Origin of the sequence: Streptomyces sp. NPDC058326 (assembly GCF_042879855.1) — a bacterium.
In the GTDB taxonomy this organism is placed as follows: domain Bacteria; phylum Actinomycetota; class Actinomycetes; order Streptomycetales; family Streptomycetaceae; genus Streptomyces.
Genome location: NZ_JBHVZO010000011.1, coordinates 94,804 through 112,964, shown reverse-complemented (window position 1 = coordinate 112,964; position 18,161 = coordinate 94,804). Strand labels below are relative to the sequence as shown.

The 18,161-nt window shown below is 72.4% G+C and carries 22 protein-coding genes; 21 read left to right on the top strand and 1 reads right to left on the bottom strand.

Features of this window, described 5'->3' with window-relative positions:
* Nucleotides 1-173 precede the first annotated feature (173 nt).
* From hisD to ACFVYX_RS21175, 10 genes are all read left to right on the top strand, one after another.
* Nucleotides 174-1,508 carry a histidinol dehydrogenase gene (gene hisD, locus ACFVYX_RS21220; protein ID WP_389682957.1) on the top strand — a complete coding sequence of 445 codons (1,335 nt, stop codon included), beginning with the start codon at nucleotides 174-176 and terminating at the stop codon, nucleotides 1,506-1,508.
* A complete protein-coding gene (locus ACFVYX_RS21215) occupies nucleotides 1,505-2,617 on the top strand; it encodes a histidinol-phosphate transaminase (protein WP_389682956.1) in 1,113 nt (370 codons plus the stop codon). Before hisD ends, ACFVYX_RS21215 begins: the two co-directional genes overlap by 4 nt.
* Nucleotides 2,614-3,207 carry an imidazoleglycerol-phosphate dehydratase HisB gene (gene hisB / locus ACFVYX_RS21210; protein WP_351213136.1) on the top strand — a complete coding sequence of 198 codons (594 nt, stop codon included), beginning with the start codon at nucleotides 2,614-2,616 and terminating at the stop codon, nucleotides 3,205-3,207. The genes ACFVYX_RS21215 and hisB overlap by 4 nt, the downstream gene beginning before the upstream one ends.
* Before the next feature lie 4 nt (nucleotides 3,208-3,211).
* Nucleotides 3,212-3,379: a hypothetical protein gene (locus tag ACFVYX_RS21205; RefSeq protein WP_389682955.1), complete on the top strand. Its 168-nt coding sequence runs from the start codon at nucleotides 3,212-3,214 to the stop codon at nucleotides 3,377-3,379.
* Nucleotides 3,376-4,026 carry an imidazole glycerol phosphate synthase subunit HisH gene (gene hisH / locus ACFVYX_RS21200; protein ID WP_389682954.1) on the top strand — a complete coding sequence of 217 codons (651 nt, stop codon included), beginning with the start codon at nucleotides 3,376-3,378 and terminating at the stop codon, nucleotides 4,024-4,026. Before ACFVYX_RS21205 ends, hisH begins: the two co-directional genes overlap by 4 nt.
* 2 nt (nucleotides 4,027-4,028) lie before the next feature.
* Nucleotides 4,029-4,763, top strand: coding sequence for a bifunctional 1-(5-phosphoribosyl)-5-((5-phosphoribosylamino)methylideneamino)imidazole-4-carboxamide isomerase/phosphoribosylanthranilate isomerase PriA (priA, locus tag ACFVYX_RS21195; protein WP_389682953.1), 735 nt, complete (start codon nucleotides 4,029-4,031; stop codon nucleotides 4,761-4,763).
* Complete coding sequence (locus ACFVYX_RS21190; protein WP_389682951.1) at nucleotides 4,760-5,158, top strand: RidA family protein; 399 nt, start codon at nucleotides 4,760-4,762, stop codon at nucleotides 5,156-5,158. Before priA ends, ACFVYX_RS21190 begins: the two co-directional genes overlap by 4 nt.
* Entirely contained in the window at nucleotides 5,155-5,910 is a 756-nt protein-coding gene (gene hisF / locus ACFVYX_RS21185; protein WP_345281032.1) for an imidazole glycerol phosphate synthase subunit HisF, read from the top strand. Before ACFVYX_RS21190 ends, hisF begins: the two co-directional genes overlap by 4 nt.
* Nucleotides 5,911-6,020: 110 nt before the next feature.
* On the top strand, nucleotides 6,021-6,608 hold the full coding sequence (locus ACFVYX_RS21180) for a winged helix-turn-helix domain-containing protein (RefSeq protein WP_389682950.1): 588 nt from the start codon (nucleotides 6,021-6,023) through the stop codon (nucleotides 6,606-6,608).
* Complete coding sequence (locus tag ACFVYX_RS21175) at nucleotides 6,605-7,888, top strand: MFS transporter (RefSeq protein WP_389682949.1); 1,284 nt, start codon at nucleotides 6,605-6,607, stop codon at nucleotides 7,886-7,888. Before ACFVYX_RS21180 ends, ACFVYX_RS21175 begins: the two co-directional genes overlap by 4 nt.
* A 32-nt stretch (nucleotides 7,889-7,920) precedes the next feature.
* Here the strand turns inward: ACFVYX_RS21175 and ACFVYX_RS21170 are convergent, their stop codons facing one another.
* Nucleotides 7,921-8,556: a TIGR03085 family metal-binding protein gene (locus ACFVYX_RS21170; RefSeq protein WP_389682948.1), complete on the bottom strand. Its 636-nt coding sequence runs from the start codon at nucleotides 8,554-8,556 to the stop codon at nucleotides 7,921-7,923.
* Between the two features lie 84 nt (nucleotides 8,557-8,640).
* Here ACFVYX_RS21170 and hisI point away from each other — a divergent pair, with 84 nt between their 5' ends.
* From hisI to lgt, 11 genes are all read left to right on the top strand, one after another.
* Nucleotides 8,641-8,991 carry a phosphoribosyl-AMP cyclohydrolase gene (gene hisI, locus ACFVYX_RS21165; RefSeq protein ID WP_389682947.1) on the top strand — a complete coding sequence of 117 codons (351 nt, stop codon included), beginning with the start codon at nucleotides 8,641-8,643 and terminating at the stop codon, nucleotides 8,989-8,991.
* 11 nt (nucleotides 8,992-9,002) lie between these two features.
* Complete coding sequence (locus ACFVYX_RS21160) at nucleotides 9,003-10,493, top strand: anthranilate synthase component I (RefSeq protein ID WP_389682946.1); 1,491 nt, start codon at nucleotides 9,003-9,005, stop codon at nucleotides 10,491-10,493.
* A 14-nt stretch (nucleotides 10,494-10,507) separates the two neighbouring features.
* Nucleotides 10,508-11,158: a TIGR02234 family membrane protein gene (locus ACFVYX_RS21155; protein ID WP_389682945.1), complete on the top strand. Its 651-nt coding sequence runs from the start codon at nucleotides 10,508-10,510 to the stop codon at nucleotides 11,156-11,158.
* Between the two features lie 136 nt (nucleotides 11,159-11,294).
* Complete coding sequence (locus tag ACFVYX_RS21150; protein ID WP_389682944.1) at nucleotides 11,295-11,549, top strand: HGxxPAAW family protein; 255 nt, start codon at nucleotides 11,295-11,297, stop codon at nucleotides 11,547-11,549.
* 494 nt (nucleotides 11,550-12,043) lie between these two features.
* Entirely contained in the window at nucleotides 12,044-12,460 is a 417-nt protein-coding gene (locus ACFVYX_RS21145; RefSeq protein WP_389682943.1) for a DUF2752 domain-containing protein, read from the top strand.
* Nucleotides 12,461-12,615: 155 nt separating this feature from the next.
* Complete coding sequence (trpC, locus tag ACFVYX_RS21140; RefSeq protein WP_389682942.1) at nucleotides 12,616-13,425, top strand: indole-3-glycerol phosphate synthase TrpC; 810 nt, start codon at nucleotides 12,616-12,618, stop codon at nucleotides 13,423-13,425.
* 8 nt (nucleotides 13,426-13,433) lie between these two features.
* The gene (gene trpM / locus ACFVYX_RS21135; RefSeq protein ID WP_389682941.1) at nucleotides 13,434-13,724 is read left to right on the top strand and encodes a tryptophan biosynthesis modulator TrpM; all 291 of its coding nucleotides are present in this window, start codon (nucleotides 13,434-13,436) and stop codon (nucleotides 13,722-13,724) included.
* Between the two features lie 303 nt (nucleotides 13,725-14,027).
* Nucleotides 14,028-15,314, top strand: coding sequence for a tryptophan synthase subunit beta (gene trpB / locus ACFVYX_RS21130; RefSeq protein ID WP_389682940.1), 1,287 nt, complete (start codon nucleotides 14,028-14,030; stop codon nucleotides 15,312-15,314).
* A complete protein-coding gene (gene trpA, locus ACFVYX_RS21125; protein ID WP_389682939.1) occupies nucleotides 15,311-16,129 on the top strand; it encodes a tryptophan synthase subunit alpha in 819 nt (272 codons plus the stop codon). Before trpB ends, trpA begins: the two co-directional genes overlap by 4 nt.
* Before the next feature lie 63 nt (nucleotides 16,130-16,192).
* Nucleotides 16,193-17,017, top strand: coding sequence for a thioredoxin domain-containing protein (locus ACFVYX_RS21120; RefSeq protein WP_389682938.1), 825 nt, complete (start codon nucleotides 16,193-16,195; stop codon nucleotides 17,015-17,017).
* 77 nt (nucleotides 17,018-17,094) lie between these two features.
* The gene (gene lgt, locus ACFVYX_RS21115; protein WP_389682937.1) at nucleotides 17,095-18,123 is read left to right on the top strand and encodes a prolipoprotein diacylglyceryl transferase; all 1,029 of its coding nucleotides are present in this window, start codon (nucleotides 17,095-17,097) and stop codon (nucleotides 18,121-18,123) included.
* The last annotated feature ends 38 nt before the right edge of the window (nucleotides 18,124-18,161 follow it).

Here is an 18,161-nt window from a genome sequence, read left to right as displayed (position 1 = left end):
TTCCGGGGTCCCGTGGATTCGTACAGCCGTTCTTCCCGCTGAGTGACGGGCTGAACGCTAACGGTCAGGAGTGGCGACAAGACGCCAGTGTGGCGTGTATCGGTCAGTGAATGGCATGTATCAGCTGTTGATACGGACGACCGGCGTTGTAGGCCGTCTGCGAGAATTGACCCGTGATCTCTCGAATCGATCTGCGCGGCGAGGCCCTCCCCGAGGGTTCCGCCCTGCGCGACCTGCTGCCCCGTGCCGAGTTCGACGTGGAAGCCGCCCTGGAGAAGGTGCGGCCGATCTGCGAGGACGTCCGGCATCATGGCGCGGCCGCGGTGATCGACTACGGGGAGAAGTTCGACGGCGTGCGCCTGGAGCGGCTGCGCGTCCCCGCCGAGGAGCTCTCCCGCGCCCTGGACGAGCTCGACCCGGCCGTCCGCGCCGCCCTCGAGGAGTCCATCCGCCGCGCCCGCCTCGTCCACCGCGAGCAGCGCCGCACCACCCACATCACCCAGGTCGTCCCCGGCGGCACGGTCACCGAGAAGTGGATCCCGGTCGACCGCGTCGGCCTGTACGTGCCGGGCGGCCGCTCCGTATACCCGTCCTCCGTCGTGATGAACGTCGTCCCCGCCCAGGAGGCCGGAGTCGAGGGCGTGGCCATCGCCTCGCCCCCGCAGAAGGAGTTCGGCGGCCTTCCGCACCCCACGATCCTGGCCGCCTGCGCCCTGCTCGGGGTCGACGAGGTCTACGCCGCCGGCGGCGCCCAGGCCATCGCCATGTTCGCCTACGGCACGGAGGGCCCCGGGGGCTGCGCCCCCGTCGACCTGGTCACCGGCCCCGGCAACATCTACGTGGCCGCCGCCAAGCGTCTCCTCAAGGGCCGCATCGGCATCGACGCCGAGGCAGGACCGACGGAGATCGCGATCCTCGCGGACTCCACCGCCGATCCCGTCCACGTCGCCGCCGACCTCATCAGCCAGGCCGAGCACGACCCGATGGCCGCCTCCGTCCTCGTCACCGACTCGGAGGAGCTGGCCGCCGCCACCGAGGCCGAGCTGAAGACCCAGGTCGCCGCCTCCAAGCACATCGACGACCGGATCGTCCCCGCCCTCTCCGGAAAGCAGTCCGCGATCGTCCTCGTGGACGGCGTCGACGAGGGCCTCAGGGTCGTCGACGCCTACGGAGCCGAGCACCTGGAGATCCAGACCCGCGACGCCTCCGCCGTCGCCGACCGGGTCCGCAACGCGGGCGCGATCTTCGTCGGCCCCTGGGCGCCCGTCTCCCTCGGCGACTACTGCGCCGGCTCCAACCACGTCCTGCCCACCGGCGGCTGCGCCTGCCACTCCTCGGGCCTCTCCGTGCAGTCCTTCCTGCGCGGGGTGCACATCGTGGACTACACGCGCGACGCGCTCGCCGACGTCGCCCACCACGTCGTCACCCTCGCCGAGGCCGAGGACCTCCCGGCCCACGGCGCGGCGATCAAGGCGCGGTTCGGATGGAAGGTGCCGGAAAGCAAGTGACCGAGATCCGGATCGACGACCTGCCCGTCCGCGACGAGCTGCGCGGCAAGTCCCCCTACGGCGCGCCCCAGCTCGACGTCCCCGTCCAGCTGAACACCAACGAGAACCCCTACCCGCTGCCCGAGCCGCTCGTCGCCCGGATCGCGGAGCGGGTCGCCGAGGCCGCCCGCGGCCTCAACCGCTACCCCGACCGGGACGCGGTCGAGCTCCGCACCGAGCTCGCCCGCTACCTCACCCGTACCGGCGGACACCCGGTCGCCGTCGAGAACGTGTGGGCGGCCAACGGCTCCAACGAGGTCCTCCAGCAGCTGCTCCAGACCTTCGGCGGCCCCGGCCGTACCGCCATCGGCTTCGAACCCTCGTACTCGATGCACGCCCTGATCGCCCGCGGCACCGGCACCGGCTGGATCTCCGGCCCGCGGAACGAGGACTTCACCATCGACGTGGCGGCGGCCGGGAAGGCGATCGCCGAGCACCGGCCCGACGTCGTCTTCATCACCTCCCCCAACAACCCCACCGGTACCGCGGTCGCGGCCGAGACCGTCCTCGCCCTGTACGAGGCGGCCCAGGCGGCCAAGCCCTCGATGGTGGTCGTCGACGAGGCCTACGTGGAGTTCAGCCACCGGGACTCGCTGCTGCCGCTCCTCGAGGGCCGCCCGAACCTGGTGGTCTCCCGGACCATGTCCAAGGCCTTCGGTGCCGCCGGGCTCCGCCTCGGCTACCTCGCCGCCCACCCGGCCGTGGTCGACGCCGTCCAGCTGGTCCGCCTGCCGTACCACCTCTCCGCCGTCACCCAGGCGACCGCTCTCGCCGCCCTCGAGCACACCGACACCCTCCTCGGGTACGTCGAGCAGCTCAAGGCCGAGCGCGACCGGCTCGTCGCCGAGCTGCGGGCCATCGGCTGCGAGGTCACCGACTCGGACGCCAACTTCGTGCAGTTCGGGAAGTTCCCCGACACGCACGCGGCCTGGCAGCGGCTCCTCGACCAGGGCGTCCTGGTCCGGGACAACGGCGTACCGGGCTGGCTGAGGGTCACCGCCGGCACCCCCGAAGAGAACGACGCGTTCCTCGACGCGGTTCGTGAATTGATGAAGGAGCAGGAGCGATGAGCCGCGTAGGCCGCGTTGAGCGCACCACCAAGGAGACCTCCGTCGTCGTCGAGATCGACCTCGACGGCACCGGGAAGGTCGACGTGTCGACCGGGGTCGGCTTCTACGACCACATGCTCGACCAGCTCGGCCGGCACGGCCTCTTCGACCTGACGGTCAAGACCGACGGCGACCTGCACATCGACTCGCACCACACCATCGAGGACACCGCCCTCGCCCTCGGCGCCGCCTTCAAGCAGGCCCTCGGCGACAAGGTCGGCATCTACCGCTTCGGCAACTGCACCGTCCCGCTCGACGAGTCGCTCGCCCAGGTGACCGTGGACCTCTCCGGCCGCCCGTACCTCGTGCACACCGAGCCCGAGAACATGGCGCCGATGATCGGCTCGTACGACACGACGATGACCCGGCACATCTTCGAGTCCTTCGTCGCCCAGGCCCAGATCGCGCTGCACATCCACGTCCCGTACGGGCGCAACGCCCACCACATCGTGGAGTGCCAGTTCAAGGCCCTCGCCCGCGCCCTCCGCTACGCCTCCGAGCGCGACGTGCGCGCCGCCGGCATCCTCCCCTCCACGAAGGGCGCGCTCTAACCCCATGACCGGCCTCTCCACCGTCCTCATCGTCGTCGGGCTCTTCCTCGCCGGTGGTGTGTACTCCTTCTCCAAGCAACAGCTGCCCAAGGGCGTGATCGCCGTCCTCGCCATCGCCTCCGTGATGTGCCTGGTCGCCGGCGTCCTGCGGATCCAGGGAATCTGGGAATGAGCACCGTGAGCACGCCCAAGAAGGTCGTCGTCTTCGACTACGGCTTCGGAAACGTCCGCTCCGCCGAGCGCGCGCTCGCCCGCGTCGGCGCCGACGTCGAGATCACCCGCGACTACGAGAAGGCCATGAACGCGGACGGGCTCCTCGTCCCCGGCGTCGGCGCCTTCTCCGCCTGCATGCAGGGGCTCAAGGAGGCCCGCGGCGACTGGATCGTCGGCCGCCGGCTCTCCGGCGGCCGCCCGGTCATGGGCATCTGCGTCGGCATGCAGATCCTCTTCGCGCAGGGCATCGAGCACGGCGTGGAGACTGAGGGCCTCGACGAGTGGCCCGGTACGGTCGAGCCGTTGAACGCCCCCGTCGTCCCCCACATGGGCTGGAACACGGTCGAAGCTCCCGAGGGCAGCGAACTGTTCGCGGGCCTCGACGCCGACGCCCGGTACTACTTCGTGCACTCCTACGCGGTGCGCGAGTGGACCCTGGAGGTCGGCAACCCCAACATGCGCGCCCCCAAGGTCGCCTGGACCACCCACGGCGAGCCCTTCGTCGCGGCCGTCGAGAACGGCGCCCTGTGGGCCACCCAGTTCCACCCCGAGAAGTCCGGCGACGCCGGCGCCCAGCTCCTCACCAACTGGATCGGAACCCTGTGACTGTGTCGACCGGAAGCGTGCTCGAACTCCTCCCCGCCGTCGACGTCCGAGACGGCCAGGCCGTCCGTCTCGTGCACGGCGAGTCGGGCACCGAGACCTCCTACGGCTCCCCGCTCGAAGCGGCCCTCGCCTGGCAGAACTCCGGCGCCGAGTGGCTGCACCTGGTCGACCTCGACGCCGCCTTCGGCACCGGTGACAACCGGCAGCTGATCGCCGAGGTCGCCCGGGCCATGGACATCAAGGTCGAGCTCTCCGGCGGCATCCGCGACGACGCCTCGCTCGCCGCCGCCCTCGCCACCGGCTGCACCCGCGTCAACCTCGGCACCGCCGCCCTGGAGACCCCCGAGTGGGTCGCCAAGGTCATCGCCGAGTACGGCGACAAGATCGCCGTCGGTCTCGACGTACGCGGCACGACCCTCCGCGGCCGCGGCTGGACCCGCGACGGTGGCGACCTCTACGAGACGCTCGCCCGCCTCGACTCCGAGGGCTGCTCCCGCTACGTCGTCACCGACATCGCCAAGGACGGCACCCTCCAGGGCCCCAACCTGGAGCTCCTGAGGAACGTCTGCGCGGCCACGGACAAGCCCGTCGTCGCCTCCGGCGGCGTCTCCTCCCTCGACGACCTCCGGGCCCTGTCCGGTCTGGTCCCGCTGGGTGTCGAGGGCGCGATCGTCGGCAAGGCGCTGTACGCCAAGGCGTTCACCCTGGAAGAGGCGCTCGCGGCGGTGAAGCCGTGACCGGGGAAGTCCGCAAGGTGGTGACCGGCGCTCCCTGGGAGGACCAGTTCGGCTACTCCCGCGCGGTGGAGCTGCCGAACGGCCTGGTCCTGGTCTCCGGCTGTACGTCGGTGATCGGCGGCCAGATCGCCGGCGGAGGCCCCTACGAGCAGGCGATGAACTCCTTCAACGTGGCCTTCTCGGCGCTGAAGCAGCTGGACCTGGGCCCGGAGCACGTCGTGCGTACCCGGATGTACCTCACCCACGCCCGGGACGTGGACGAGGTCGGCCGCGCGCACAAGGAGCTCTTCGACGCCGTCCGCCCCGCCGCCTCGATGATCATCGTCTCCGGTTTCGTCGACCCGAGTCTGGTCGTCGAGGTCGAGGTGGAAGCCTTCCGGGGTGATGCGGCATGAGCCTCGCCGTACGCGTGATCCCCTGCCTGGACGTGGACAACGGCCGGGTCGTGAAGGGCGTCAACTTCCAGAACCTGCGCGACGCCGGTGACCCCGTCGAGATGGCCAAGCTGTACGACGCCGAGGGCGCCGACGAGCTGACCTTCCTCGACATCACCGCGTCCTCCGGCAACCGCGAGACCACCTACGACGTGGTGCGCCGCACTGCCGAGCAGGTTTTCATCCCGCTCACGGTCGGCGGCGGCGTCCGGTCGGCGGAGGACGTCGACAAGCTGCTGCGGGCCGGTGCCGACAAGGTGGGCGTCAACACCGCCGCCATCGCGCGCCCCGAGCTGATCCAGGAGATCGCGGAGCGCTTCGGCCGCCAGGTGCTCGTCCTGTCGGTCGACGCCCGGCGTACCGCCTCGGGCTCCTTCGAGGTGACGACGCACGGCGGCCGCAAGGGCACCGGCATCGACGCCGTCGAGTGGGCGCACCGGGCCGCCGAGCTCGGCGCGGGGGAGATCCTGCTCAACTCGATGGACGCGGACGGTACGAAGGACGGCTACGACACCGAGATGATCGCGGCCGTGCGCAAGCACGTCACGGTGCCGGTGATCGCCTCCGGCGGAGCCGGGAAGCTCTCCGACTTCCCGCCGGCCGTGGCGGCGGGCGCGGACGCGGTGCTCGCGGCCTCCGTCTTCCACTTCGGCGATCTGCGGATCTCGCAGGTCAAGGACGCGCTGCGGGAGGCGGGCCGGCCGGTCCGCTGAGCGCTCGTCAGGAAGGGCCCCCACGGGGGCCCTTCTTCTTCCCCAGATGTGCAGGATTCTTTGTGCAATTTTCATTGCGCAAGTTTTCCTTCCTGTCTAGGGTCGTGGACATGACCTCGCCGGAGAACCGCCGGATCACCGATCTCGGCACCCTCAAAGCCATCTCGCACCCGCTGCGGATGCGCCTCTACCGCGCCCTCTTCGTGGCCCGCACCGCCACCGCCTCCCAGCTCGCCGACCAGGTCGACGAGGCCGTCTCCCTCGTCAGCTACCACCTGCGCAAGCTCGCCGACCACGGCCTGATCGAGGAGGCCGGGACACAGTCGGCGGACGGCCGTGAACGCTGGTGGAAGCCCAGCTCGTACGGCTTCAGCATCCAGGAGGAGGACGTCAGGGACGCCCCCGAACTGGCCGCCGCGAGCGACGCCTTCGGCCGTACGGTCAACGAACAGCGCGTCGAACTCCACCGCCGCTTCCTCGACGAACGGCTCACCTGGTCCGCCGAGTGGCGCTCCGCCTCGCTCAGCTCCGAGTGGCTGCCCCGCCTCAACGCCGCCGAACTCTCCGCCCTCGGCGAGGAACTCGAAGCCGTCCTCCAGAAGTACGACAAGGCCGCCCGTGCCGCCGAAGCGGCCGGCGACACGGAGGGCCGTGAGAACGTCGCCGTCCACCTCCACGCGTTCCCGTACCGCTCATGACGGTCACCGCCGTCGCGGCGGCGGCCCGCCCCGCCCACCGTGATCCCCAGGTCCTGCGCTGGCTCGGCGCCTACACCGCCTCCACCCTCGGCGACAGCATCTACTACCTGGCCCTCTCCTGGGCCGCCGTCAGCAGCGGCACCCCCGCCCAGGCCGGGCTCGTCATGGCCGTCTCGGCCGTGCCCCGCGCGCTGCTCATGCTCGCCGGGGGAGTGATCGCCGACCGCCTCGGCCCGCGCCGGGTCGTCATCGCCTCCGACGCCGTCCGCTGCCTCGTCGCCCTCGGCCTCGCCGCGATCCTGCTCCTCGCCTCACCCGGCCTCTGGATCCTCGCCGTCGTCGCCCTCGTCTTCGGCGTCGTCGACGCCCTCTTCATGCCTGCCGTCGGCGCACTTCCGCCCCGGATCACCGCGCGCGACCAGCTCGCCCGCGTCCAGGGCATGCGCGGCGTCGCCCAGCGCCTCGGTCCCGTCATCGGCGCCCCGCTGGGCGGCCTCGCCATCGCCGTCGGCGGCTCCGCCACCGCCTTCGGCGTCGCCGGGATCCTCTTCGCCCTCTCCCTGCCGCTGCTCGCAGCGCTCAGGCTCCGCCCGCTGCCCGGCACGGACGGGAAGACCGGCGACGGCACGGAGGGGATGACCGGCGACGGTACGGACGGGATGGCCGGCGACGGCACGGCTCTGCGCGACCTCGCCGACGGCCTGCGCTACCTCCGCCGCCACCGGGCCCTCGGCCCGATGATGATCGTCGTGCTCCTCGGCGACCTCGGCTTCGCCGGCCCGCTCAACGTCGGCCTCACGATCCTCGCCGACCAGCGCGGCTGGGGCGCCTCCGGCATCGGCTGGATCCTCGCCGGATTCGGTACGGGCGCGGGCTCCGCGTCCCTGCTCCTTACCGTCAAGGGCCGGATACCCCGGGCCGGCACGGTCCTCGGCTGGACCGTCGTCCTCGGATCCGTATCGATCGGCGCGCTCGCCCACACCACGCTGCTGCCGGTCGCGGTGGGCCTCGCCCTCGGCGTCGGCCTGCTCGCCGGCCTCTCCGGCGCCCTGTGCGGAGCCGTCATCCAGACCACGTGCGACCCCGCGTACCTGGGCCGGGTGAGCGCGGTCTCCGGCCTCGGCAGCCTCGGCATCGCTCCGCTGAGCTTCCCGCTCACCGGCGCGGCGATCGGGCTGTGGGGACCCGGACCGGTCTTCGTCGTCAGCGCCGCGGTCTGCGCCCTGTCCGGCGTGTACGCCCTCGCGGTCCCGGCCCTCCGCCGCGCCGAACTGCCCTGACAGGCGTCCCGCCGATCAGGCCGGGGCCGCGGTCAGAGCCCCAGCTGCTTCGTCTCCCGCAGCCGCTCGATCGCCTCCGGCTCCCCGTCCAGCTCCACCTTGGCCGAGGCCTGGCGCCCGTACAGGTACATCGTCAGCTCGCCCGGCTCCCCGGAGGCCGTCACCACCGGGGTGCCCCGGTGCGCCACCACCGTCTGGCCGTTCGGCCGGCGCAGCACGAGGCCCACCGGGACCTTGCGGCCGAGGAGGCGGGCGGTGCGCTCCAGGCGGGACCAGAGGGCGTCCGCGAAGACAGGGTCGAGCTCGCGCGACGACCAGTCGGGCTGCGCACGGCGCACGTCCTCGGCGTGGACGTAGAACTCGACGACGTTCGCCCCCTCGTCCACCTGCTTGACGGCGAACGGCGAGAACCGCGGAGGACCCGTACGGATGAGCTGGATCAGCTCCTCGTACGGCTTGTCGGCGAACTCCGCCATCACCCGGTCCTGCCGGTCCTTCAGCACCGGCAGGAGGGAACCGGCCGCCGCGTCAGGGCGCCGTTCCCGCACCACCACATGGGCCGCGAGGTCCCGGGTCCGCCAGCCCTCGCAGAGCGTCGGGGCGTCCGGACCGGCCGCCTCCAACAGGTCGGCGAGCAGAAGCCGTTCACGTTTGGCATGGGTCGACATGACCGCCAGCGTACGGCGGTCGCCGCCGGTCCGCCCAGTGGACGCTCCGCCGGACACCACCCACGGGCGCGGCACAATGGCGCCATGAGCAGCAATCTCGACCCGGCCCTCGCCGCCCGGCTCAAGCGCAGCCCCGACGGGCTCCTCCCCGCCATCGCCCAGCAGTACGACACCGGCGAGGTGCTGATGCTCGGCTGGATGGACGACGAGGCCCTGCACCGCACCCTCACCACCGGCCGCTGCACCTACTGGTCCCGCAGCCGCCAGGAGTACTGGGTCAAGGGTGACACCTCGGGCCACGTCCAGCACGTCAAGTCCGTCGCCCTCGACTGCGACGCCGACACCGTCCTCGTCAAGGTCGACCAGGTCGGAGCCGCCTGCCACACCGGCGCCCGGACCTGCTTCGACGCCGACGTGCTCCTCGCATCCGAGTAGGGTCTGGCGCCATGGATCTCGACACCTTCCGCAAGCTGGCGGCCGACCGCCGCGTCATCCCCGTCAGCCGCAGGCTGCTCGCGGACGGCGACACCCCGGTCGGGCTCTACCGCAAGCTCGCCGCCGAACGGCCCGGCACCTTCCTCCTCGAATCCGCGGAGAACGGCCGCAGCTGGTCGCGCTACTCCTTCATCGGCGTCCGCAGCGACGCCACCCTGACGGTGAGGGACGGCGAGGCCCACTGGCTGGGCACCCCGCCCGTCGGCGTCCCCACGGCCGGTGACCCGCTCCAGGCCCTGCGCGCCACCGTCGAGACCCTCCACACCCCGCGCGATCTGGCCTCGGGCATGCCACCCTTCACCGGCGGCATGGTCGGGTACCTCGGCTACGACATCGTCCGCCGACTGGAGAAGATCGGCGAGCACGGCCGCGACGACCTGAAGCTGCCCGAGCTGACCATGCTCCTCACCAGCGACCTCGCGGTCCTCGACCACTGGGACGGCTCCGTCCTCCTGATCGCCAACGCGATCAACCACAACGACCTGGAGACCGGCGTCGAGGAGGCGTACGCGCACGCCGTCGCCCGCCTCGACGCGATGGAGGCCGACCTGGCCCGCCCGGTCGCCACCGCCCCCACCGCCCTGCCCGCCTCCGAGCTCCCCGAGTTCTCCGCCCTCTGGGGCGGCCCCGCCTACCAGGAGGCCGTCGAGGACATCAAGGAGCGCATCCGGGCCGGCGAGGCCTTCCAGGTCGTGCCCTCCCAGCGGTTCGAGACCCCCTGCACCGCCTCCGCGCTCGACGTCTACCGGGTCCTGCGGGCCACCAACCCGTCCCCGTACATGTACCTCTTCCGCTTCGAGAACGGCTTCGACGTCGTCGGATCCAGCCCCGAGGCCCTCGTCAAGGTCGAGGACGGGCACGCGATGCTCCACCCCATCGCGGGCACCCGGCACCGCGGCGCCACCCCGCAGGAGGACCACGACCTCGCCGAGGAACTGCTCGCCGACCCCAAGGAACGCGCCGAGCACCTCATGCTCGTCGACCTCGGCCGCAACGACCTCGGCCGGGTCTGCGCACCCGGCTCCGTCGAGGTCGTCGACTTCATGTCCGTCGAGCGCTACTCGCACGTCATGCACATCGTCTCCACCGTGACCGGTGAGGTCGCCGAGGGGAAGACCGCCTTCGACGTCCTCACCGCCTGCTTCCCGGCCGGCACGCTCTCCGGCGCGCCCAAGCCCCGAGCCATGCAGATCATCGAGGAACTCGAACCCTCCCGGCGCGGCCTCTACGGCGGATGTGTCGGTTATCTCGATTTCGCGGGCGACGCGGACACGGCCATCGCCATCCGCACCGCCCTGCTCCGCGACGGCACCGCGTACGTGCAGGCCGGAGCGGGTGTCGTCGCCGACTCCGACCCCGTCGCCGAGGACAACGAGTGCCGCAACAAGGCCGCGGCCGTCCTCCGCGCCGTCCACACCGCCAACCGGATGAACGGCGCCTGAGCCGGTAGGGGATAGTGGGGTACGTGAGTGCCGTACCCGTACCCCAGCCCCGGGCCGCCCGCGCGGCCGTCCCCACCGGCGGCCGTCGCAGCCTGGCCGCGGCCCTCCTCCTCGGCGCCCTCGGCGCCACCGTCGTCCTGCTCTCCGCCGGCCAGATCTGGGCCGAGGGCACCGCGTCCGTCGGCGGCGGCACCGTCCCCGTCGAAGCCGAAGGCGGCACCGTCACCGGCGTGCCGACCGCCCTCGCGATCGTCGGCCTCGCCGCGCTCTTCGCCGTCTTCGCCGTCCGCCGCACCGGCCGCGCCCTCGTCGCCGCGCTCCTCGCGCTCAGCGGCGCGGGCGCCGCGCTCGCCGCGGTCCTCGGCGCGTCCGACAGCGCCGCCCTGAACGCCGAGGCCGCCCGGATCAGCGGCGACACCGGGGCCGCCGTCGCCGGCCTGACCCACACCGCCTGGCCGTACGTGACCGCCGCGGGCGGCGTCCTCATCCTGCTCGCCGGCCTCCTCGCGCTCCGCTTCGGCAAGGGCTGGCCCGCGATGGGCGGCCGCTACGAGCGCTCCGGAGCCCCGCGCGCCGCACGCAAGGCCCCCACGGCCGACCCCGACCGGCCGGAAGACCTGTGGAAGGCCCTGGACCGCGGCGAAGACCCCACCCACGGCCCCTGAGGGTGGCGCCGACCGCGACGCGTGATCGTCCCGGTACCCCCGATTCATCCTCCCGGGCCCGCGTGCGGGACAATGAGCGCCGAGTGTCCGCGCACGCGAGACCTCACCATCGAGCAACTGCAACGAGGAGCAACTCATGGCGGGCAGCGCCCACGGACACACCCCGGCCGCCTGGACCGGTGTCATCATCTCCTTCATCGGCTTCTGCATCGCCGGAGTCTGCATGGTGGCCGTCAACCTGCCCGGTTTCTGGGTCGGCATGGGTGTCATCGTGCTCGGCGGCATCGTCGGCGGTGCGATGAAGGTGGCCGGCCTTGGCATGCCCAAGGAGTCGGCGGCCGTCACCGCCGCGCGCGAGGCCGCGACCGCGACCGCGCGGGCCCGTTCCTGACGCGACACGACGCATCCGAGAGCGCAGCCCGGCCGTGCCGGGCTGCGCTCCCGCGCGTCCGGGGCGAGAATCACCGGGTGGACCCGCAGCCGACGGCCGGAGCCGTGACAGACGCTTCCCTCACCCGCCCGGGTGAACCCACCGCACCGGACGCACCGACCTCGGCGGACGTACAAGCCCCGACGGCCGAAGCCGCGTCGCCGCTCCCGGGTGGACGGGCCCCGGCGACCGGGGCGGCAGCGCCGCCCCCGGGCGGACCGGTCCGGGCGGACGGGCCCGCAGCGCCGCTCCCGGGCGGACGGGCCCCGGCGACCGGAGCCGCGTCGCCGCCCCCGGGCGCACCGGCCCCGGCGGACGGGCCCGCAGCGCCGCCCCAGGGCGCACCGCCCCCGGCGGACGCGCCCGCGTGGCACGGTCTCTCCGTCACGTCGCAGAGCCGCCCTCCCCGGCCCCAGCCACCGCACGCGTGGCCTCCGTCCGGGGTGCCGGGACCCGTGCCGGCGGCGACGCCACGACCGCTCGCGCGGCGGCTGCTCGCACCGGTCGTCACCCTCGCCGGGGTCGCCGCCGCCTTCGCGTACGTCGGAGCCGTCGACCCCAACGAACCCGGGCACTACCCCGTCTGCCCGCTGCTCCGCTTCACCGGCCTCTACTGCCCCGGATGCGGCGGGCTCCGCAGCGCCCACGCCTTCGTCCACGGGGACCTCCCGGCCGCCCTCGGGGCCAACGCCCTCGCCGTCGTCGGCTATGGACTGTTCGGCGTCCTCATGGTCGTCTGGCTGATTCGTGCCGTCCGCGGGGTGCCCATGCGCCTCGCGGTCTCCCCGGTCCTGTGGTGGGGGATCGGGGCAGTCCTCGCCCTCTTCACGCTGATCCGAAACCTTCCCTTCGGCTCAGCGCTGGCCCCCTGAGGGCCCGGCGCGGCACGACGGGCGCCCGTGTGGGAGTCCCAGCAGGTGGGACGCGCCTCCGGCCGATGCGGTTACGGGGCCGTCCTGCGGATAGGATCGAAGTGGCTGAACCTGGTTCATCATCACCATCACCGTCCCGGAAGGGGGCCCCTCGCGTGAGTGTGCTCGACGAGATCATCGAAGGCGTACGCGCCGACCTCGCAGAGCGGCAGGCGCGGGTCACCCTCGACGAGCTCAAGGAGCGCGCCGCCAAGGCGCCGCAGGCCAAGGACGGCGTCGCCGCACTGCGCGGGGACGGCGTCAAGGTGATCTGCGAGGTCAAGCGCTCCAGCCCGTCCAAGGGCGCACTCGCCGCGATCGCCGACCCGGCAGGTCTCGCCGCGGACTACGAGGCGGGCGGCGCGGCCGTCATCTCCGTCCTCACCGAGCAGCGCCGCTTCGGCGGTTCGCTCGCCGACTTGGAGGCCGTCCGGGCCCGGGTCGACATCCCGGTCCTGCGCAAGGACTTCATCGTCACCGCCTACCAGCTCTGGGAGGCCCGGGCGTACGGAGCGGATCTCGCGCTCCTCATCGTCGCCGCACTGGAGCAGGAGGCGCTGGTCTCCCTCATCGAGCGCGCCGAGTCCATCGGGCTCACCCCGCTGGTCGAGGTGCACGACGAGGACGAGGTCGAGCGCGCCGTCGACGCGGGCGCCCGGATCATCGGCGTCAACGCGCGGAACCTCAAGACCCTCAAGGTCGACCGCTCCACCTTCGAGCGCGTCGCACCCGAGATCCCGTCGAACATCGTCAAGATCGCCGAGTCCGGTGTCCGCGGCCCGCACGACCTCATCGCCTACGCCAACGCGGGCGCCGACGCGGTCCTGGTCGGCGAGTCGCTCGTCACCGGCCGCGACCCGAAGGCCGCCGTCGCCGACCTCGTCGCCGCCGGCGCCCACCCCGCCCTGCGGCACGGCCGGAGCTGACCGAAGCCATGACCCTCCGCCGCGCCACGCCGACCTCCCGGGGCACCGCCCCGGGCCCGGTCGGCATGCCGTCGGCGAACCTCGTGGGACGGCGCCGTCTGCTGCGTACCGCCGCGTCCGTCCCCGCCCACGCCCCGCTGGCCCGGGGCTGCCGGCCGCGCGGCTGCCGTGCGCCCGCCCGCCGTGTCCACGGCCGCCGGGTGCGGTACGTCATCGGCTCCGAGCCCGGCCAGGTCAACGGGATGCGATGGCGCCCGCGCCTCGCGCGCGTACTCACGCACGGCCTCGACGCCGTCTGACACGGCCATGCCCCCCCGTTGTGGGCATTCGTTCCGCTGGGGCGGAACGGGTGGGCACAACGGAACGGCGCCCCTTGCCGGGCCCAGGCTCCTGCGCCTGGCCCGCACCCCGTGTGCGCCGCACCCGCTCGTGCGGGTCCAGGCACAAGGGGCGGAGGCGTCCCCCCGGGCGCCGTCGTGCCCACCCGTCCCGCCCTGCGGGGCGGTGGGGAGGCCGACATTGCCGTACGTGTGTGGTTCGCGCGCATGACGTGATCATCAACCCCACGTATCCCGGGGCACCGCCCCGCGAGGAGCAGCCGCATGTCCAGCGAGTTCTTCCTTCCCGACCCCGACGGTCAGGTCCCCAGCGCCGAGGGTTACTTCGGCGCCTACGGCGGCAAGTTCATCCCCGAGGCGCTCGTCGCCGCCGTCGACGAGGTCGCCGTCGAGTACGACAAGGCCAAGACCGACCCCGAGTTCGCCCGCGAGCTCAACGCGCTGATGGTCGACTACACGGGCCGGCCGAGCGCCCTCACCGAGGTCCCGCGGTTCGCCGAGCACGCCGGCGGCGCCCGGATCTTCCTCAAGCGCGAGGACCTCAACCACACCGGCTCGCACAAGATCAACAACGTGCTCGGCCAGGCCCTGCTGACCAAGCGCATGGGCAAGACCCGGGTCATCGCCGAGACCGGCGCCGGACAGCACGGCGTGGCCACCGCCACCGCCTGCGCCCTCTTCGGCCTGGACTGCACCATCTACATGGGCGAGATCGACACCCAGCGCCAGGCCCTCAACGTGGCCCGGATGCGGATGCTCGGCGCCGAGGTCGTCGCCGTGAAGTCCGGCAGCCGCACCCTCAAGGACGCCATCAACGAGGCCTTCCGCGACTGGGTCGCCAACGTGGACAGGACGCACTACCTGTTCGGCACCGTGGCCGGCCCGCACCCCTTCCCCGCCATGGTCCGGGACTTCCACCGGGTCATCGGCGTCGAGGCCCGCCGCCAGCTCCTGGAGCGCGCCGGACGCCTCCCCGACGCCGCGATCGCCTGCGTCGGCGGCGGCTCCAACGCCATCGGCCTCTTCCACGCCTTCGTCCCGGACGCGGACGTCCGCCTGATCGGCTGCGAGCCGGCCGGCCACGGCGTCGAGACGGGCGAGCACGCGGCCACCCTCACCGCGGGCGAGCCCGGCATCCTGCACGGTTCGCGCTCGTACGTCCTCCAGGACGAGGAGGGCCAGATCACCGAGCCGTACTCGATCTCGGCCGGCCTCGACTACCCGGGCATCGGCCCCGAGCACGCGTACCTCAAGGACAGCGGGCGCGGCGAGTACCGGGCCGTCACCGACGACGCCGCGATGCAGGCGCTGCGGCTGCTCTCCCGTACCGAGGGCATCATCCCGGCCATCGAGTCGGCCCACGCCCTCGCCGGGGCCATCGAGGTCGGCAAGGAGCTCGGCAAGGACGCCCTGCTGCTCGTCAACCTCTCCGGGCGCGGCGACAAGGACATGGACACGGCCGCCCGCTACTTCGGGCTCTACGACACCGACGCAGAGGTCGCCGCGGACGCCGGCGCCGGCACCGCAGAGATCGAGGGAGACGCCAAGTGACCGGCAACATCCAGCTGCTCAGCGACACCCTCGCCAAGGCGAAGTCGGAGGACCGGGCCGCGCTCATCGCGTACCTCCCGGCAGGCTTCCCGACCGTCGACGGCGGCATCGCGGCGATCAAGGCCGTCTTCGACGGCGGCGCGGACGTGGTCGAGGTCGGCCTCCCGCACAGCGACCCGGTCCTCGACGGGCCGGTCATCCAGACCGCCGACGACATCGCCCTGCGCGGCGGCGTCAAGATCGCCGACGTGATGCGCACGGTCCGCGAGGCCCACGAGGCCACCGGCAAGCCGGTCCTCGTCATGACGTACTGGAACCCGATCGACCGGTACGGCGTCGAGCGCTTCACCGAGGAGCTCGCCGCGGCCGGTGGCGCCGGCTGCATCCTGCCCGACCTGCCGGTCCAGGAGTCCGCCGTCTGGCGTGAGCACGCCGACAAGCGCGGTCTCGCCACCGTCTTCGTCGTCGCCCCCAGCAGCAGGGACGAGCGCCTCGCCACCATCACGGCGGCCGGCTCCGGCTTCGTCTACGCCGCCTCCCTGATGGGCGTCACGGGTACCCGTGAGTCGGTCGGCGAGCAGGCCGCCGACCTCGTCCGCCGGACCCGGGCCACGGCGGACCTCCCCGTCTGCGTCGGGCTCGGCGTCTCCAACGCCGTCCAGGCCAAGGAGGTCGCGGCCTTCGCCGACGGCGTCATCGTCGGCTCCGCGTTCGTGAAGCGGATCCTCGACGCCGACGGAGACGAGGCGGCCGGACTCGCCGCCGTAAGGGAACTGGCGGCCGAACTCGCCGAGGGCGTGCGCCGCGTTTCGTAACCCATTTGGGTGGATCTGAGACCGGGGAGGCGCGTACGTGCCTCCCCGGTTCGTTCCTGGAGTGTGAGCGAGAAGAACCGTGGTGACGGGTCAGGGAGCGCGCGCGAGCGCCTCCAACAGCAGCGTGAGCGCGAGAAGGCCCGCGAGAAGCAGCGGCGCGTCCTGATCGTGTCGGCGGCGGTGGTCGGCGTTCTCGGCCTGGCCGCCGTCGTCGGCGTGATCGCCGCGGGCGGCGACAAGGACGGCGGGTCGGACAAGGCGGGCCCCGTGGTCGCGCCGACCGGGGCGACCGAGGAGGACGAAAAGCCCGCCATCCCGACGGGCAGGGCGGACGCGCCGTCGACGCTCGCGATCTGGGAGGACTTCCGCTGCCCGGCGTGCGCCCAGTTCGAGAACGTCATGCGGGACGCGATCCACGAGCTCGAGGCCTCGGGCGCCCTCAGGACCGAGTACCACCTCGCCACCCTCATCGACGGGAACATGGGCGGCAGCGGCTCGCTGCGCGCGGCGAACGCGGCCGCGTGCGCCCAGGACGCGGGGAAGTTCACCGCGTACCACGACACGCTCTACATCAACCAGCCGCAGGAGACGGATGACGCCTTCGGGAAGAACGAGAAGCTGATCGAGCTGGCGGCGAAGGTGCCGGGGCTCGACACGCCCGCCTTCCGCAGCTGTGTCAACGACGGCACGCACGACAGCTGGGTCGTCAAGTCGAACGAGGCCTTCCGGAAGGGCAGCTTCCGTGGCACGCCCTCCGTCCTCCTCAACGGAGAATCGATCTTCCCGACGAAGGGGGGCGAGCAGATCTCCCCGGAGAACCTGAAGAAGTGGGTCGCCGAGGCCAACAAGGGCAAGAAGCCCGGTACGGCCTCGCCCGCGGCGGGATAGTCCGGCGCCTTAGTTACCCATACGTTGCCGGGTGGGCTGCCGTCCCGCCCGCCCGGCAGGGTAGCGTCGGTCCTGCCATGGACCTTGCCTATATTCCCAGCCCGTCGACCGGCGTGATCAACCTCGGACCGATCCCGCTGCGCGGCTATGCCTTCTGCATCATCATCGGTGTCTTCGTCGCCGTCTGGTACGGCAACAAGCGCTGGATCGCCCGGGGCGGCACTGCCGGCACCGTGGCCGACATCGCCGTCTGGGCGGTGCCCTTCGGCCTCGTCGGCGGACGCCTGTACCACGTGATCACCGACTACCAGCTGTACTTCAGCGAGGGTGAGAACTGGGTCGACGCCTTCAAGATCTGGGAGGGCGGCCTCGGCATCTGGGGCGCCATCGCGCTCGGCGCGGTCGGTGCCTGGATCGGCTGCCGCCGCCGGGGCATCCCCCTCCCCGCGTACGCCGACGCCATCGCTCCCGGTATCGCCTTCGCCCAGGCCATCGGCCGCTGGGGCAACTGGTTCAACCAGGAGCTGTACGGCCGGCCGACCGACCTTCCCTGGGCCCTGGAGATCACCGAGAGCGCGAACCGCGAGGCCGGGACGTACCACCCGACCTTCCTGTACGAGTCGCTCTGGTGCGTCGGCGTCGCCCTCCTGGTCATCTGGGCCGACCGCCGCTTCAAGCTCGGCCACGGACGCGCCTTCGCGCTGTACGTCGCCGCCTACTGCGCCGGCCGGGCCTGGATCGAGTACATGCGCGTCGACGAGGCGCACCACATCCTCGGCCTCCGCCTCAACGTGTGGACGGCGATCATCGTCTTCGTGCTCGCGGTGGCCTACATCGTGATCTCGGCGCGGGTCAGCCCCGGCCGCGAGGAGATCGTGGAGCGGAAGGCCGACCAGGCCGACAGGACCGCGGAGGCGGATGCCGACGCGGCCGAGGGTACGGACGGCGCGGACGAGGCCGTGAAGGGTTCGGGCGCCGAGGACGCCGAGCCGCAGGACGCCGCACCGGGCTCCGGCGCGGACGCGGACGTGGACGTGGACGCGGGCTCCGGGAAGGACGTGGAGCACGGTGCCGGCAACGGCGCCGGGTCCGCCGCCAAGAACTGACCGTTTCACAGCGTGCCGGAGGGCCGTCGGGACCGAGA